This window comes from Streptomyces sp. GL_140 (assembly GCF_057834465.1).
This window is the reverse complement of record NZ_JBYQMJ010000002.1, coordinates 237,741-254,720: the sequence shown is the minus strand read 5'-3', so window position 1 is coordinate 254,720 and position 16,980 is coordinate 237,741. Positions and strand designations below refer to the sequence as shown.

Sequence of the window (16,980 nt, the reverse complement as noted above, 5' to 3'; positions counted from 1 at the left end):
TTTCCCCCCTCGCCTCGCGCAGAATTTTTTGAAATCTCTGTTCGCTCGGGGCGGGGCATCAGTCCCGGACGGTGAACACCACGGTGGCGGGCGGGGAGCTGACCCCTCGGTACACCGCGGTCACCGTCACCGTCTTCACACCAGGAGTCCACGCACCCGCCTCGGCCCTGCGCACGAAGTCCCAGGCTCCCGAAACCGGATCGACACGCACACCCTCGGCAATGACCTTGCCCGTGCCCTCCTCCACCGCCCACACCGTCGTACCCACAGGCATCCGACCAGGCAGGTTCCCTGTGAAATACGGCGCCAGGCCCGTCGTCGCCTCATTCCTCGGCGTCACGATCACCGGCTGCTGGAGACCATCGACAGTGAACTCAACACCGGCCGGCACGGAGACGTCGGCGCCGTCGACGGCGGTCACGGTCACCGTGTGCGGGCCGACGGCCCAGGTGCCCGCCGCGGGATCACGGACGAAGTTCCAGGCCCCAGTGGCCGGGTCGACCCGGACCCTGTCGGCAATGGTCCTGTCGCCGACGGAATCGGTGGCGCGGACATAGGTGCCCGGCTCCACGGGACGGGGCACGATGCCCTCGAAGTAGGGGGTGAGACCGGTGGTGGACCCGTTGTACGGACTGGTGACGACCGGCTGACGGGGGTCGATGACGGAGAAGGTGACCGTCGCGGGATCAGAGGTCCTACCGCCGTGCTCGGCGACCACGCTCACCGTGTGTTCGCCCATCGTCCACGGGCCCACCGCAGGGTCACGGTCGAAGATCCACTGCCCAGTGGCCTCGTCGACCGGGACGTTTTCGGCGATGGTCGTCGCCCCTTCCCTCGCCCGCACTGTGGTGCCCGCGGCCAAAGGTCCGGGCACGGTGCCGCTGAAGTCCGGCCTGATGCCCGTGATCGCCCCGCTGCGCGGGGTCGTGATGACCGGCGTGCTCGGAGCGCCGGAGGGATCGGGGTCGTCTCCACTTGAGACCGCGTCCCGGATCTGCAACAGCGTCCCCTCGGCGTTCGCCACGTAGGCATTGCCCTCCGCGTCGAGCTCGACGGCACGTGCTGTACCCAGGTTGAACGCCACCAGATGCTGCTCCCGCTCCATCCGCAGTGGCTGTGAGCCGCCCAGCGGAACGCACCACAAGTCACCGTTCTCGCAGGCCACGTAAGCGGAGGGGGTCCGCACCCCGTCGGAGTACACGGCGACGCTGCACGGTGAGTCCATGCCGACGGCCAGGAGGGTCCTGCCGCTTCCGTCCAGCGCCACCTGCCACAGCTGCCCGCCGTATCGGCTGCAGACGTACGCGTTCCGCGGCGTGTTGCCCTGGTCGAGCGCGACACCGAGGTTGTGGGTCCCCAGGTTCGACGCGAGTGGGGCGCCCGGATCGTTCTGGGCCAGATCCGCGCAGAACAGGTCGCCGTCCACCGTGCATACGGCCAGGCGCCTGCCGTTGTCGCTCAGGGCAAGGCCACAAGGACCGCTCAGGCCCACGATCGAAACGGGCCGCACGCCCTCCACCAGGGGGACACTCTGCACCGATCCATCCCAGAAGTCCGAGTAGTAGAGCGCGGGGGTCCCCGACTGGTAGCCGGCGTCCAGAGCCATGCCGCCGGCGGCGGAAGCGGTCAGCTGTTCCTTGGCACCCCCCGCCAGCGGAAGACGGCAGATCCCGTCGTTCTTCGTGCTGACGTAGATCTTGTCGTTCAGAGCCACGCCGCTCGCATCGCCCAGTCCCGTGCCGAGTTGATGAACCAGAGGGGACCGTGCGGCGTCGATCGGGCGCAGTGACACGCCCTGGAGGACGGGCAACGCAGAAGTCGGGGTGTCAACCGTCTGGGACATTTCAGTCATCCTCTCGAGCCATACCAGGGATACAGGCGGCCGGATCCCCTTCACCGGTGCTTGCGTGCCTCCTTCTATGTCCAGGCTCGGCCGTTGTCCCTCCCGAACCGGGCTTGATCGTTTCTGCGGGGACTGGTTCGCTCTCGGCCGTGGCACTGGACTCTCAGGGCAATGCGTTCATCACTGACTACGACGCCAACTCGGCTACGACGAGTAACGCCAGCAGGACCGGCCCCGTTTCAGTGGGCATCATCACGCCGGTCGACTTCCATCACCACCTTCACGGTCGATTAGCCTCCCGCACCCCGGATTCAGGGGACTGGGGCCGAGTCGAACCCCGGTCCCCCCGTCGGTGCTCGTCGTGTACCCGGTGGCCTCGGACGGATCCCCGCCGGCCGAGACCACCGGTCACCGGACATCGGCGGTCAGAGGGTCACGACGCCGTTTCCGAGAGAGTGCCACGTGGTGGTGTAGGTGCCGGATCCGGTCTGCGAGAGCTTCACCCGCTGGCCCTTTCCCAGGGGAATGCACATCTGAGTGTTGTGGTCCATCTCGTAGTGGTCATCAGACATGATCCGCCACGTCGTGCTCGAATCCACCACCGCTTCGAGAATATACGGCTCGAAACTCGAGGAGTATCCTCTTGCGTTCGTGGCCGTACACATCAGAAATCCGCTGGTCGTGGTCGTATGCGTCTCGTTCAGCGCGAGCTGACCGGAATACGTCGATTTCAGCAGCGAGGATCCGATGTCGAGGGCGAGATTACCGAGCCGAAGGTCCGGATCGGCCACGGAAACCAGAAGGTAAAGCGGCTTGTGGAAGGTCTTTCCATCCTCTTGGGTGAGGTTGGCCCGGAGGGCGAACATGGTGGTGTGGTGAAGTGGAGCAGAATCTGCGGTCACCCGGTCGGAATCGAATACCGTGGGTGAACTCAGCTGGTCGTAATCCAGGGACAGGTTGAACGTCTTCTGCCCCTGAATGGGGTTCACGCTGTAGTGGTAATCAGTAAATGCATCGTCCCAGGTCAGCTTGACGTTCTGACCGGCCTTCACCAGCATGTTCTGAATCGGAGCGGGCATAAAATTCTGGAAGCGGTCGTTCGCGCCTGTTTTGAGAAAATCAACTGTCCTGGATCGAAGAGTCGGATCACCGCTCGCGGCAAGAGTGCTCGTCTCCGAGATGGTGAGGGTGACAACACCGGGCTCGCCGTTGACTTGAACCGTATTGATCAGGAACTCGCGCTCACCCCTCTTCGAGGGGAACGGCCAGAGTTTGTGAACAAGCGTCCCGACGCCATATTGGTGCTTGCTCCGATCCGTTGCGGTCGACCACCCGCCGAACCCGGATCCGGTGGTCGGGTTGATGCTGTCCGGTTTATCGGTAAGGGAGTGCTCTTCTCCGACTCCTACGGGAATACCGATGAGGATCTTGTTGAGCCTGACCGTCTTCGACTGCTCGTTCTTCACCTTGACGTGCAGCGTGACCGTCGCATTGATGGACGCCTCAGGCAGACTTGAGATCTCATAGCTGAGCAGAACATCTTCATCCCGACCCACGGAAGACATAGAAATCACTCCTCTGGATTGACGTACAAGAATGAGTTGGCCATTGCCCCGAGCGGATGCCAGACAACTGTGGCCAATCTGAAGTCGCCCGGCGGGCAGAAGAAGTACACGTCCGAATCCTTCTCCACTGGGATGAAAATATTCTTGCGTGTGGGGTCAGCCGCAGATCCCATTCTGTGCGCCTCGATCATGTACTTGCGCTGATGGGACAACGGGGCCCGCGGGGTGACGTAGACACTCATCCTGTGTGCGTCATTGTTCGTTTCCTCGACCGCACAGGTGAGAAAACCGTCGGTCATCGCCGTGAAATAGCTGCTCACATGGGGCAGGTCCACCTTGAGCGGTGTACCGAGCATTGAAGTCGCCGTGTCGACTTCGAGAGTTCCCGCGACGACGTCTCCGCCGCTGACCGACACCACTCCCGTCCGGCTGCTTGCGGCGTCCTGGAAATGCGCGAAGAGGAGAAAACCGGTCGCGATGCCGGTGAGGGGCTCCGAATGCACTGTGATGGTTGCAGTTTTCCCGTCAGCACTCACAACAATGCTGCCGCCAGGTCCGGTGTCGCTGTTGTCGATCGTGTTCCGAATGGTGGTCTGACCGTCGGCGCTGTAGTACAGGTCGTAGATGACAAGTTTGTTGGCACCGTCCCAGGCGCACTCCCACGACACCGTTACCGGCTGGAGGCGGTTGACCTGTGATGCGCTGAGCGAGAGAAGGCCGAGGCTGTATCCGCCAGGCATTGACGCGAGCGTGATGCCGTGCGATTCGACCCCATCCAGGGTGAGTGCCAGTTCGGTTTCTCCAGGTTCGGGAATCCGGACGTGCTCCAGCCTGGCGGTGACTTGTCGACCGGGTTCGAGCGACATACCCGGTGCCGAGAAGACGAAGGCGTTGCGTTCGGTACCGACCTTCCAGTTGTTGCTCACCAGGGGAACAACGGTCTCGTGGTCGAGAACCAGACCTCTGGTCGCAGCCGGCCCGAGCGCGACACGTTCGCACGGGATCGGCTCCGACGTGGGGTTGGTAATGGTGATGATGACGGTGGTGTCAGCTTGAGCAGCGATCATTTCGGGATCGGTGCTCACGGTGTACTCCAGACCCGCGCGGCTGGTCAGGGTATGTACGGTCATGACCGGACCTCCGGGTGGGAAAATGTTGACGGAATGTTCTCGGCGGCTGCCGGGTCGTCTTCCTTGACGTGACGGCCAGTGGCCATCGGGATCCAGGTGGCCTGCCCATCACCCCCGAGACCGATGCCGCTGCCATTTCGGACGGGGATGAGGAGTGTCTCGTTGTACTGGCCATTGGTCGTGTCCTGACCTTTGACGGTGTAGGGCGAGCCGGGGTCGGCCGGTTGGCCCGAGGGAGGGGTGAGAGTCACACTGACCGTCTTCGTGCCCGAGGTGCTGGCCTGAAGGAATCCGTCCGTGGGGGCGATGCTGGGGACGGTTCCGGATGCGGCACCGATCATGTCGACACTGCCGTTTGCCGCCAGGTTTCCGGCACGAAGGTTGCCCCCGGTGACAATGACGACAGTGGACTGGCTCACGAAGTCCGGATTGGTTTCCTTCGTATTCGCCGTGAGAAGGAAAGCCGTGACCACATCCGTGACCGGCTCATCCGGTGTGAACGTCACATCGGCCAAGCCGCTGCCATCGCCGCGGAGTTGCCAGCCGACCTGGTGTCGAAGTTGATTGTCGCCGTAGGATTTCTGGGACTGACCCGACCAAAAGGTGAGAGTGTACGCGACAAACGCTCCGGCATAACAGACCCAGGAGAGCGTGACCTTCTCCCCGCTCCGGACGGCAGAGCTCGACGGGGCGAAGTCTTCGAGTTTGAATTGCGGAGGCATTTTGCTCAGCGGGACGTGATGCTCCTCCGCCCCCTCTGCGATGGTGAGCCTCACACGCCCGACGGTCTGACTGAGCAGGATCCCGTCGAGTCTGATCGTGATTTCCTCGCCGGCTTCGACCAGGGTGTCGGGGGACGGTGGAGCGAAGGTGAAATCCGGTGCGTTCTCCCGCGAGCTCGTGACCTCCCAGTCATCGCTGATGGACGGCAGAACCGCCTCCGGCACGGTGGTCATGCCCTCCTCCGGAAACCGAACCGTCAGGCCCGGACAGAGAATCGATGACTGCGTAGGGTTCGAGACCTCTACCGTGACGGTTGCCGTACCGCCCGCGGCAAGGAACTCGGGCGTGGTGCTCACCGAGTACCGAAGTCCCGAACTGCTCGTGAATACACTGATCATTTCTTGGGCTCCTCCTGTGAGATGGACGAAGTGCCACTGTCAGCGGTCTCCGTCCTGGCTCCGCGCGACAGACCGCCGGTCGGCTTGGACAGGTACAAATAGCCGGTGCGGGCACACAACGGCGGGGGAACGTCCAGGTGGGGAGCAACGTCGGGGGACGAGATGCTGTACCACTTCCACGCGCCCGCGTCATGGCCACCGGGCACCGCCTCCAGCCAGTCCCAGACCCCGGTCCACGGAGAGGGAACGGGCATCAGGATCGACTTGTCGGGATCCGTGTGATCCCCCTGTTCGGGCTGGTCGGTCCGCTTGCGCAAGCCGGTGATGACGGGACCGACGGGGATGGTCAGCGCCGCCTTGTGGAGATCTCGCATGAATACCTCCGGGAGGGCCCGAAGCGTGGTGACCGGTAAGACATCACTCACCGCGCGGAAGGAGCGCCAGGGGTCCGCCAGGATGGTCACGAAGCCCGCGACGGGAGCGTTCGGCGCCTGGACCTGACCGGCTCCACTGGTGTCGAGCGTCGGTGCGGTGTTGACGGGAAGCGCGAGCTCCTTCGCGTCGATCGGCGTGGTGTACACCTGGCCGGCCGGGATGCCCGGCGCCGTGCGCAGCGACCGGTAGTCGGCCTTGAGGCTGGGGTCGATGCGCTGGCCGGCGTCCAGGCCGTGGGTGAAGTATCCGACGAGGCCGTCGGTGCTGTAGTGCTGGGCACCACCGAGCCGAAGGTTCCACCGCCATTTGTCCCGCTGCGCGGGGTCCAGATAGCCGAGGGCCGGAGGGGTGATGTAGTTGCCCCAGCCCGGGTCGATGAACGGCACCCCGTCGATGCCGAGGGAGAGCCGGGCCCGCAGCAGGGCGACGGGGCGTCCGGCCTGGCCTTTGAGGGGGACGTTCTCCGTGTTGGCCATGTGGCTGCTCTGGTAGCTGTTGATGGTACCGAGCAGGTCGTGGAAGGCCTTGAGCTGCCAATCCGAATCGTTTGCCTTGAACCAGGGTGCCAAGAAGCCCTGTAGTTGGGGATGGGCCCGGCTCCAGGTGCTGTTCTCGTCGAGGACGTCGGAGAGACTGAGGGGGTAGCCCGGGACCACCTGCCAGTAGGCGGCGTCCCCATGGGGGCCCCGGCCCAGACGCGCGTGAACGCAAGGGGTGCCTTCGGGGTCGTAGACCATGAGGGTCTTGGCCGCGTCGTTGCCGATGAGCCAGCCGACCACGGGGTTGGGTCCGGGGTGTTCCGCCGTGATGACCGTGGGCGGGTCGTCCACCACGATCGTGTCGTCGACGGCGTCCACGAAGTCGAACTCCAGCCGTGTGGGCTGGGCCAGCCGTGGCGTCAGCTGCATGATCAGATCCTGCGGCACGTCGTGGTGCTCGTTGTCCGGCGGGAGCGGAAGTGTCGCGGCGGCGCTGTCGGGGGTGACGCTCGGAGCCCGGTAGAGAGCCTTGCGGTGCCAGTAGTTGACGGCTGCGGTGTCGGCGGACGAGACGTTCAGGGCCCGGCCCATGGTGTCGATGACGGCCAGTCGGCTGAGGACGAACTGGCCGCCCCTGAACGGGTCGAACGGCATGACCCGCTCGAAGCCCTGGTCGTTCATGCCGGGCCAGGGGACGGAGGAGGACTGGGGCTGCCCGATCAGGTTGATGAGGTCATATGGATCATGAGCCGGATCCGGGAACATGGCCACCCCCGGAGAGCGCTGAAGCATCGCACGCTCGGTGAGTCCTTCGGTGGCCTGGGACAGGAACCCCTTGCCCACCTCGACGCCGAACTGGGCGAGGGCTTCCAGCACTTCCTCGGACGCGTCGTCGTGGATCTGGATGAGTTGCCGTGCCCGGCCTGCGCCGAGGACGTCCGGCAGCGGGCCCAGCTCGGACTTTCCCCTGACGGTGATACCCCGGTGTTCCTGGGACTGGAACCCGCTGGCGGGCGGGTGCAGCCGGTACCGGCCCGAGGCCGCGTCGAACACCCATGAGCACTCCGCCGGCTTGTCGAAGGGCAGCGGGTAGTACATGAGCTCCCAGAGGATGAAGGCCGGCCGCCACGGCTGGTGCCAGCGGACGGTGAACTGGTCCGGGTGCGCCGTCTGGCTGCTCGCCGTCTTGAAGTCCTGGTGCGCGAGGTTGTCCTCCAGCGCGCTGCCGTCCACGGCGGCGCGGGCGAGAAGCAGGGCCTCCAGATTCGCGGCCGCGAGCGCGTCGCGGAGCGCCGGATCGAACTCCGCGCATTCCTCGGCCTGTACACCGCTCTCCGTGTAGGGGGCGTTGTTCACCTGGTAGCTGGCGATCAGATCCGTGGTCCGGCGGCAGACGAGGGCTGTGTCCGGCTGCTCGACGTCGGTGTTGTCGAGCGTCCCGGTCCCCTTGAGCACGATGACGGGGTCCATGGGGGCGTAGAAGGGGGCCCGGGGGAGCCGCTTGAGTTCGCGCCACTCCACGAGGTCCTTCGACTTGGCGTAGTCGGCGATGCTCTTCTCCAGGTCGATCGCGGTGTCACCGTGCGGGAGCTGGAGGTGCAGACCGGCGTGGCCGTTCGGACCGTAGAGGTAGTCGCGCAGGCGCCGCACCTGGTTGGCCACCGTGCCCGCGGTGTTCGGGTCGAGCTGTCGCTGGTAGCTGTCCGCGTCACCGGGCGGCGGGGGCCGGTGGTTGCCGGGGTTCTCCAGGTTCGGGTCCGGGTCCGGAATGGTCAGCCACCAGATGTCGTACAGGCGCTGGCGCAGTGATTGCAGCTGGTGTACTCCGACGTCGAAGAGACGCTGTTTCCGGTTGAGATCGGCAAGCCACTGCTGCTCCTTCTGCAGCTCCGCGTCGGGGGTCTGGTGCGGGTTGTCCGCATCCTTCTTGTCACTGATCTCAAAGATGTAGTCGGAGTCCCGACGGCTGAACCAGGAGGCGTGGATCGTTTCGTCGAAGCCGCCCGGGTCCGCGTCCAGCTGGTCGAGTTCACCGGCGATGAAGGCCTCGAAGAGACGTGCGGAGATGATGTCTCCGTCGTCGCTCTGAGGGAGCGCGGTCATGGCCTCCGCGGTGCTGCTGCCCACGGCGATGCTGACCTCTTCGGCATTGCCGGGCCTCTTGTCGTGCTGGTCGGATTGACCGCTGGCCGAGTTCCGGTCCCATCGCACGCCGATGGCCGTACCGAAATAGAGGGACCTTCGCATCACATCGGCGCCGACGCCGTTCTGCAGGGTCCATCCGAGCTCGTCAAGGAGTTGCGAAAGGTCCTTGCCCCTGTTCTGGTCGTTGTTCAGGATGTCCTTGGTCGGATCCGAATACCAGCCGACCACCTCGTAGGACACCACACCGCGGTCGACTGCCGTCGCGTCGGTGTCGTTGTCGCTGTTGTCGGCGGACACGTAGAAGTCGACGAAGGAGAAGATCGCGGTGTTGAACGGCTGGTAGGCATGGAAGCTCGCGATTCCCGGCCCGACCGCTGTCAGCGAGGGAAGTACGGGACCCCGCTGATCGGCCGTGGCACTGTTCCAGTCCTCCAGGTGCCACACCTTGCCGGCCTGCGTCTGGTCGGTTCCCTGAGTCACGGTGGTGGGCGTAAGAGCGTGGGTCTGCGGATTCATGACACCGTACGAGCTGGACCAGAAGTTCTCTCCGGTGGCGTCGAGATAGTCGCTCTGAATGAGAAAGTACTTCTTCTTGACCTCGGTGCCCGTCGTCACTCCGCCTCCGGGCCTCGGGTCGCCCTCTCGCAGGATCCGGGTGACGAGCCATCTGTTGGGAGCCTCCGGGAAGACCACGCCACCGGCTTCCTGTACGCCGTGCAGGTGCGCCAGCGGAAGCTGCCAGTGGACGCGCACGCCCAGATCGGGCTTCCCACCGCCGAAAGGAATCTTTTCCGGGTAGTCGAAGGCCGGCTTGGTGAAATCGAGGGGCATCGTGGTCCCGACCGAATCGGGATCATCGGCCTGCTGCACTGCCGCGTTGATCGCAAATGCGCTGATCTTGACGGGCACGATCACCGGGGTGTTGGAGGTCACGACTGGCTCCTTTCGCCCTCGCCGGAGATCCGGGCCGCAGGCGGTGTGAAATCGATCTCGAAAGGCGGCTCGGCACACAGCTGCATGGCGAGTACGGCGGAAGATGCTCCATAAGCGGCGCCGGATGCCGCGGCGGCCAGCCGGGAGATGTCGACGACGTCCGCCGAGAGGCCGGCCCGCTTGTTGATGTACAGATCGGCGTTGATGGCACCGCCATCGATGATCTCGCCGCCTTCTTTGTGGTGCGGGGCCGCGTCCTGGTCCGTCACGTAGCGCTTCTGAAGGGTCCGGTTGTGTTCGAAGGGCGGGATGTCGCTGGTGAATCCGACCGTCAGGCTCTGAGGAGGGACTCGCAGGGCCAGCGTTGCTGGAATACCCTCGTGCAGAACCAGCATCAATCCGGGCGCGATGACTTCCTGACGGGTCAGCGGCACCAGGGTGTTGTTCGCGGTCCGGCCCTGCACGACAAGTCCCGGATAATCGGTCACCAACCGCGATCTGATGAGGCTGCCGGCTGCCGGCTGCGCGCCGTACTTGGCCTCCAGCTTGTCCATGACACATTCCCTGAGGAACTCGACCACTTCCCTGTCCTGGTCCGTGCTGATGCCGGTGTGCAGCGCGCCGTCCAGCAGCGCCCTGATCCAGTACTTGTCGATGTAGAAGAAGCGGATGCTTTCCTGCGGGATGAGCCTGCTGTCCGGGACCAGGTAATTGAAGGGAACGCCCCTGAGCAGGCGCAGCGCGTCGAAGAAGTCCGCGGTGCTCTCCGCGGCACGCGAGACGCGTTCCCTGAGCAAATTTCTGACCTCGTCGCGTTCAAGGGCCGCTGCCACCCCGGCCGCACCCGGGGGCAGGAGCTCGGCCGGGCCGGTGGTGTCTTCCCGAACCGGGGAGGTGCCGTAGTGCTCGGCCAGCTGCCGCAAGAGCCGGGATCGGGCGGGTGTCGCGTCGGCCAGTGCCTCCGGGGTCGTCATCGTGCGGGAGTCCAGGCCGGTGATCTCAGCCGACGTACTGAGCCGAGCCACCACCTCGTTCATCGTCCTGCGAGCTCCCTCGTACAGACCCGAGAGCGCGTTTCGACCCGTGCTCCGGGAAATCCCGAGCAACCGTCCTAGAGTCCAGGCGGCGCTGTAGGACACGTCGAACACCGCGTGGTCCTGGTTGTAGATGAGCAGGCTCTCCGCGGAGGTCTTCGAACCTCCCTGGGCGCCGTCCAACGGGCTCACGTCCTGGGGCGCCTGCGGGGTCAGCGGCCCCCGGTACCAGGACAGGAGCTTCTCCCCCGTGTCCACGGAGTAGAGGATCGGGACGTATCCGAGACCCATGCGCGCGCCTGCCTCGTTGTCGGCCGCGCTGCTTCCCTGCTTGGTGAACGGCAGCTTGAGCGCCAGGTCGAGGGCCCCGGCCGACTCTCCGGGCTTGGCCAGTGCCTCAACCCGTTCCTTGAACGACGTGCCCCCGTCGCCGGCGCAGGCGAACGACCACGCGTACAGGGAGACCAGCCGCAGTGGCAGCTCGACGCTGCCCGGCGTCAGGTGCCCGACATGGCCTTCCAACGACACCAGGTGGCAGACGTAGGTGCCCCAGTCGGTGGGCAGCCGATTGCCGATCACCACGCTGTACTCGCCCGCCTCGTCGACCACGTCCCTGCCGTGCTGGGATCGGACGCCCTGCCCCTTGCGCACAACTCGCACGTGTGACAGGAAGCCCACCTCGGAGAGCTGGGGAGCCACCGCGTAGAAGATGTCGGCCGGGACGTCCACGGTCCGGCAATCGCCGCCGAGGATGTCGGTGGCCACGGCGGTCGAGTCGATCAGCGGCCCGACGGCCTCGCCGCCCCATGCGTGGCTGTCCAGTACATCGCTGACTTTGCGGACCTTGGTGGCGCCCGTCGCTCCGGGGTCGTCCGGCAGCTCCCCCGCTCGGAACATGAGCAGGGCCAGCCACGGATTCGTCCGGCCCCCGTCCACGCTGTTCTGGCCGTGCTGGCTGTCCATCAGGTGCTGGGCCCAGGGCAGCGTCTTCTGGGTCATGCTCAGGTGGGGCAGGATCAGTCGGCAGTCGCTGATGGAGCCGCCGGGCGGGAGCGCCGAGTGGACCAGCTTGGAGTCCAGGGAGAACCTGGGGGCCCGTACGTTGAACTCCCTGACCGTGGGCGGGAGGCTGCTCGTATCGCTCGCTACTCCGTTTCCACTGACTTCGTGGTCGATGGTGATGACGTAGTTGCCGCCTTTGAGGTCGGGCATGCTCCGATCGATGAAAGTCACCGAGGCGTCGTCGGAACTTTCGTCCCGGATGGTGGGCGAGGTCATGGGGTCACCTGGTCCTGATGTAGTGGGGTGCGATGTCGACATGGCTCATGACTGATTTCCCGCACTAGTTGGGCTCGGGGCCGACAGCCATGGGGTAGTCGAGGAAGAGCCCCCTGCTCACTTCGTTCTCGTACAGCGATCCGTCGCCCTCTTCGTGAACCTGGTAGTCGGAACCGAGCCGACTGTTGAGGGCGGCTCGGGCAGAACCACTGACTGATGAGGCGATGCTTCCGATGACCCCCTGGCTTCCGGGCGTCGGCACGGCGCCGCTCGGCGCAGGGTTGCCGTGGATCGGCATGCGCCCCGCGAGAGGAGCGGACTCCCTGAGGTTCTTCGCCGCGTACGGGCCGTAACCCGCCGGCTGGCTGGGCACGGGAACCGTGAGAAGCGCCCCCACCGGGGTGTTCAGGACACCGGCGTCCCCGGATTCGGCGCCGGAGTTGAAGGCCGGGCCCCACAGCGCCTTCGGGGTGTTGGCAAATTGGGGCGCCACATTCCATCGGCTCAGGTCAAGAGGCCCGTGTGCGGTGGTGTCCCGCACGGTGATCGTCGCGTGGGACGTCAGCCCCGTCTTGCCCATGGGCCGGATGTTGAGCGCTGCCCCATTGTTGACCAGGTCGGTCGTATTGACCGTGATCTTGGTGAGCGGGACGGGGGTGGTGAACCCGAAGGAGAATCCGTGGGAGCCGACGATCCACGAATCGTCCACGCCCCTGGTCTGACCACCCTGCCGAGGCTCGACGCCGCCCAGGGCGGTGAGCTGCATGCGGCTGGACGCTTCCTTCGGCAGATGCTGATCGGCGAAGGACTTCCAGTCCGCCGGCCGAGGCGGCGCGCTCTGCCTGTCGGCGCCGAAGGGAATGGAGATGTGCGCGCCGAGGGGCAGGCTCACGGTGGCGCTGCCGCCGAACGCAGGTCCCCACAGGCCCAGGGATACGTTGACCTCCCCGGAAGCGGAGAAGATCCACACCTTCACCCGGAAACCGACCGAGAGACTGATGGTCAGGTAGAAATGGAAGGGATTCCATTCGATCTTCGTGTCGAAAGTGGCTTTGAGCCATGCGTGAACCGAGGCCGGTCCGAAGTCACCGCGCACATCGACGGAGAGCGCCCCGCCGATGATGAACATCGACGGGCGGAGTACGCAGTAGGCCCCGCCGCTCGCCTGGACCGCGCTTGAAACGGACCAGGCGTAGCCGATGGGCTGGATGTCCTTGGGGTAGTGGGCAGGCATCTCGTTGGCATGGGGCCCGTAGCCGCCCAGGGTGAACACGAAGTCACCGTGATGCTGGCCGGCCAGCCACAGGTAGAAGGCCATGCCACCGGTGAGGCGGCAGCCGGGGTCGATGAGGAAGGAGTTCTTCGTCAGCGAGGCGCCGATCGCCAGGAGACCCGTGGCTGAGGAGTATTCCGCGGCCAGCTGCAGTTCGACACGGGCGAACGTCTCCGGTCCCTCCGGGGGGAACTTGGCGCCGGCCAGTCCCAGCAGGCCAAGTGCCCACTGCTCCGGACCGAATTCCAGGACCGCCGCCGCGCTGATGTCGACCAGCCTGCAGGAATTCGCCGTCAGGCCGATCGAACCCCAGTAGGTCTCGTCCTGCGGCTTCACCCAGGGGTTGGAACCGGAGGTGAGCGCCTCCAGGGCCTGGAGAGGGCTCTGCTGCGAATCCGGGTCTTTGATGTCCTGCATGAAGGGGAAGGTCCACACGTCTTCGGCAGACGGCATCCTCAAAGCACTGTTGTAGCCGAATCCGGCCGAGAACCCGGTGATTTGGAGCTGCGGCGGACCCAGACCCTTGCCGTCCTTGCCCATCACCTTGAGGAACGCGAACATCGTGGTGAGGTTCGGTGGCTGAGCGATCTTTCCGTAGAGGCCCATCGCCTCGGCGCTCACAGCCGGAGTCGCCAGAACCGCGGCTCCCTCGAAGTGCCACTGGTAATTCGCGTCAGCCTTCGGGAAGTACGCGAAGGCACCCGCGAGGCGGACGGGAGGACGGTTGAAGTCCACGCCGAGGCCCCGCAGCGCCAACTCGGGAGAGAGGTTGGAGAGTGAGACGCCCAGTCCCAGGCCTTCTACGTCAAGGGTCAGGCCTGCCGCCGACATCCCGGCGTCGATCCAGAGCCAAACGTCGTCAGGGGACTCGAAGGACAACCCGATTCGATCGACCGTCAGGGGTCCGATCTTCTTCCCGACGTCCAGCCAGGTGACCCCGAACTGGCCACCGGATCCCCCGTCCGCTCGTCCAGCGTCTCCGGCCGAATTCGTTGTCATGTCTTTCCCTGCCACTTTGTCTCTCCCAAACATCAGGGCCCGGAATCAGGCCGCTTCGCTTCCTCTCCTGGACGGTCAGGAAGTGATCCACCGTCTCCCCACCGAGCCACCTCTTCCGTGAAGCGCCGATACAATCCCGCGGGCAGTGCTGCACGTGGTGGGCGACAGCGGCCATCGGTTTTGGGGACCAATGGCTGGAATGTTGAGTCTGTGGGCGTCCTATGTCGCCGCTGGCGCGTTGCCCCTCTCGGCCACGAGCCTCATTTGTGCGCCGAGCACGCCTGGTGGGCCGGGCCCTGTCCGCGGCCGGACCGCACGCCGATCTGCCGCGTGCTGTTCGAGCAGGGCCGCCCGTCGCGGCGTCCACGGAGGCCGCCGTTGAGCGACCGGCCCTCGGCGAGATTCAGGAGTCGGTTTGGAAACCGAGGGGGTCGGGCGATGGCGACCTACAAGCGGCGTCGGCAGGTACGACAGCGCTGGCCGTGTGGATGGATCTGTCTCTGTCCGACGGGCGCTGTCTCTCATGAAGAGGTTGATGACATGTCTTCGGATGATGCGGATAATTTTGCGGGCGGTCCTGCAATCCCGTGGATGCGGAGAATTCCGCCCTTGCTTCGAAGCATTTACTCGGCTTCGATCGCGGTATTCCGGAAATCGTTGTCGTGGACGATGTGGGGTACATCGTCGTCGAAGGCGGGAAGGTCTGTCAGGTAAATCTGCGCGACCCGCAGTTGCAGATGAGCGAAGCAGTTTCCGGTATCGGCGACAATCTGGAAAGGCTGGGGGTGCTCAGCGGGACCGCAACAACTCCGACTACCGCGTACGCCGGCCTTTCAACGAACGGTAATTTCTGGCGGATTCCGTTGACAGGCGTGGACCAGGAACCCCCTCGGGTGATCGCCTCGTTCCGCCGGCCGACAGCCCGACCGACCACCCGGCCACCCACCCGAAGGGACGCCGCTGATGAGCGAGCGGCGGGCTGCTTCAGCAGCTGACGAAGCGGCTGAAGCAGCCCGCCCCATGACGTCCGCGAGCGGGCGCCCATCTGCGATTGGACTTCCATGATCTCGACCGCACCGGGGAACTCGTACGCCACCTACACCAAGGGCACCCTGGCCATGGCCAACGCCGGCCCGGGCACCAACGGAAGCCAGTTCTTCATGGTCTACGGCGACTCGCAGCTGCGCCCCGGCTACACCGTCTTCGGCAGGATCACCAGCGGCATGGACATCCTGGAGAACGTCGCACGGGCCGGTACGGACAACGCCAACGGCTACCGCGACGGCGCCCCCAGGAAGAAGGTCACCGTCCAGGACGTGACCTTCGGTACCCGCGCCGGCAGCGCTGCCAGGTAGCCGACGCATCCGGCTGAGCAAGAGTCTGCCCGGGTAGCTGCTGTGCCGGCGGGGCGCATGAGCGCGAGGCTTGGCAGGGTTGAGTATTTCCGTTTCAGCCGTCCGGACGTGCGTGGTTGGTAGCTTCGCAGGATGACTGCTGCGACATTCGACGATGCTGTCCGCGCCCGGCTGCGAGCCCCCAACATCTGGTACGTCGGCACCGTGTTCGCCGACGGAGCACCGCAGGTCAGCCCCATGTGGGTGGATCTGGAGGGAGAGGGGGAGCTGACGTTCACCACCTCGGTGGGTCGGGTGAAGGAGGAGAACCTTCGCCTCGACCCCCGCGTCTATCTCTCGCACGCGGACGCCACCGATCCCTTCGACCGAGTGCAGATCAGTGGTGTGGTGGCCCGCTTCATCCAGGGCGAGGAGGCGCACGACCGGATGGACCGGCTGGCCCGCAAGTACCTCGGCACGGAGCGCTACGAGTGGATCATGCCGGGAGAGCAGCGGGTCTCCGTGATCGTGCGCCCGGTCAAGGTGCGGCACATCGTAGGGGTGGAGCGATTCCGGCCCGGCGGCCCCGTCCCCGCTCCCTGACCGGCGCACCCGTCCGGGCGAAGGCCCGCTCCGGCGGCCGGACAGGCGACGTGTCACCATCGCGATGGATCCGGTGTCATCGGTTGGCGGGGTCGAACCTGAGTCGTCCGCCGGCAGGCAGGAGGTACCCGTCCCAGCGCTCCTCGGGGGCGCGGCCGTTGAGCTGCTCGGCGCAGGTTTCGCCGGAGAGCTCGAAGCCGATCAGGCCGAGCCGGAACGGAACCTCCTGAAAGATGTCCGCCCCGATGGCGGCGAGCCAGTTGTCGAGGGTGTGCCGCCAGTCGAGGGATTCCGCTCCGCCGTCCTGACCGAACGGGAACCCGCCGAGCTTCGCGTCGACACGCGACAAGGCACCGACGGGCAGGTAGAACTCGAGCCAGTCCGTGCCGTCGTCGTCGCGGATGGCCAGGCAGCCGCAGACGACCCGGTGGCCGCTCGGGAGCGTGACGGTCCCCTGCAGATGACCGAACTCGGCCAGTGAGGACACGGTGCAGGCAGCCTCATCCTGCTCGCCGGGCTCGCGATCGCGTCTGCCGTAGCAGCCGTCGATGGCAGCGGCCCGCCACAGGGCGCAGAGCCCGAGCTGGAGCAGCTCGTCGCTCCTGTCACCGATCTCGATGGCCAGTTCGTAGAACCCGCCGGACCAGTTCTCATCGTCGGTGAACGACGCGGGATCGTGCATGGGCGGAACTCCTCCGGCTTGTTCGGACAGGTGGCCCGTGCCGAATCGCCACGCGCACGGCACGGTCCGCCTCGCATCATCACGGAGCAGCCGGGTCGAAGGCCGACTCCGACCAGGAGCCCGCTG

Annotated in this window: 10 protein-coding genes and 1 pseudogene; 3 read left to right on the top strand and 8 right to left on the bottom strand. The window is 65.5% G+C overall.

The features are described from left to right. Positions 1–58 precede the first annotated feature (58 nt). The 7 genes from AC3IYJ_RS40785 to AC3IYJ_RS40755 form a co-directional block, all read right to left on the bottom strand. The gene (locus AC3IYJ_RS40785; RefSeq protein WP_489403271.1) at positions 59–1,714 is read right to left on the bottom strand and encodes a hypothetical protein; all 1,656 of its coding nucleotides are present in this window, start codon (positions 1,712–1,714) and stop codon (positions 59–61) included. A gap of 554 nt (positions 1,715–2,268) precedes the next feature. After that, positions 2,269–3,408, bottom strand: a complete 1,140-nt coding sequence (locus AC3IYJ_RS40780; protein ID WP_489403270.1) for a hypothetical protein — start codon at positions 3,406–3,408, stop codon at positions 2,269–2,271. 5 nt (positions 3,409–3,413) lie between these two features. Next, complete coding sequence (locus tag AC3IYJ_RS40775) at positions 3,414–4,538, bottom strand: hypothetical protein (RefSeq protein ID WP_489403269.1); 1,125 nt, start codon at positions 4,536–4,538, stop codon at positions 3,414–3,416. Beyond that, the gene (locus tag AC3IYJ_RS40770) at positions 4,535–5,659 is read right to left on the bottom strand and encodes a hypothetical protein (protein ID WP_489403268.1); all 1,125 of its coding nucleotides are present in this window, start codon (positions 5,657–5,659) and stop codon (positions 4,535–4,537) included. Before AC3IYJ_RS40770 ends, AC3IYJ_RS40775 begins: the two co-directional genes overlap by 4 nt. Beyond that, the gene (locus tag AC3IYJ_RS40765) at positions 5,656–9,651 is read right to left on the bottom strand and encodes a hypothetical protein (RefSeq protein WP_489403267.1); all 3,996 of its coding nucleotides are present in this window, start codon (positions 9,649–9,651) and stop codon (positions 5,656–5,658) included. Before AC3IYJ_RS40765 ends, AC3IYJ_RS40770 begins: the two co-directional genes overlap by 4 nt. Continuing rightward, positions 9,648–11,963, bottom strand: coding sequence for a hypothetical protein (locus AC3IYJ_RS40760; RefSeq protein ID WP_489403266.1), 2,316 nt, complete (start codon positions 11,961–11,963; stop codon positions 9,648–9,650). Before AC3IYJ_RS40760 ends, AC3IYJ_RS40765 begins: the two co-directional genes overlap by 4 nt. A 64-nt stretch (positions 11,964–12,027) precedes the next feature. Beyond that, entirely contained in the window at positions 12,028–14,250 is a 2,223-nt protein-coding gene (locus AC3IYJ_RS40755; RefSeq protein WP_489403265.1) for a DUF6603 domain-containing protein, read from the bottom strand. A gap of 572 nt (positions 14,251–14,822) precedes the next feature. On the opposite strand from AC3IYJ_RS40755, the gene AC3IYJ_RS40750 reads away from it, so the two are divergent. The 3 genes and pseudogenes from AC3IYJ_RS40750 to AC3IYJ_RS40740 all read left to right on the top strand — a co-directional run bounded on the left by AC3IYJ_RS40750 (position 14,823) and on the right by AC3IYJ_RS40740 (position 16,172). Further along, positions 14,823–15,230, top strand: coding sequence for a hypothetical protein (locus AC3IYJ_RS40750; RefSeq protein WP_489403264.1), 408 nt, complete (start codon positions 14,823–14,825; stop codon positions 15,228–15,230). 18 nt (positions 15,231–15,248) lie between these two features. Continuing rightward, a pseudogene (locus tag AC3IYJ_RS40745) lies at positions 15,249–15,590 on the top strand (peptidylprolyl isomerase); the annotation flags it as partial. Between the two features lie 132 nt (positions 15,591–15,722). Continuing rightward, on the top strand, positions 15,723–16,172 hold the full coding sequence (locus AC3IYJ_RS40740) for a TIGR03618 family F420-dependent PPOX class oxidoreductase (protein ID WP_489403263.1): 450 nt from the start codon (positions 15,723–15,725) through the stop codon (positions 16,170–16,172). 76 nt (positions 16,173–16,248) lie between these two features. On the opposite strand, the gene AC3IYJ_RS40735 is transcribed toward AC3IYJ_RS40740, so the two are convergent. Next, positions 16,249–16,854, bottom strand: coding sequence for a hypothetical protein (locus tag AC3IYJ_RS40735; RefSeq protein WP_489403262.1), 606 nt, complete (start codon positions 16,852–16,854; stop codon positions 16,249–16,251). Between the last annotated feature and the right edge of the window lie 126 nt (positions 16,855–16,980).

Bases quoted from the DNA above. Each gene is read 5' to 3' on its own strand.
- AC3IYJ_RS40740 (WP_489403263.1), top strand. From the start codon at position 15,723: ATGACTGCTGCGACATTCGACGATGCTGTCCGCGCCCGGCTGCGAGCC.
- AC3IYJ_RS40770 (WP_489403268.1), bottom strand. From the start codon at position 5,659: ATGATCAGTGTATTCACGAGCAGTTCGGGACTTCGGTACTCGGTGAGC.
- AC3IYJ_RS40780 (WP_489403270.1), bottom strand. From the start codon at position 3,408: ATGTCTTCCGTGGGTCGGGATGAAGATGTTCTGCTCAGCTATGAGATC.
- AC3IYJ_RS40735 (WP_489403262.1), bottom strand. From the start codon at position 16,854: ATGCACGATCCCGCGTCGTTCACCGACGATGAGAACTGGTCCGGCGGG.
- AC3IYJ_RS40775 (WP_489403269.1), bottom strand. From the start codon at position 4,538: ATGACCGTACATACCCTGACCAGCCGCGCGGGTCTGGAGTACACCGTG.
- AC3IYJ_RS40760 (WP_489403266.1), bottom strand. From the start codon at position 11,963: ATGACCTCGCCCACCATCCGGGACGAAAGTTCCGACGACGCCTCGGTG.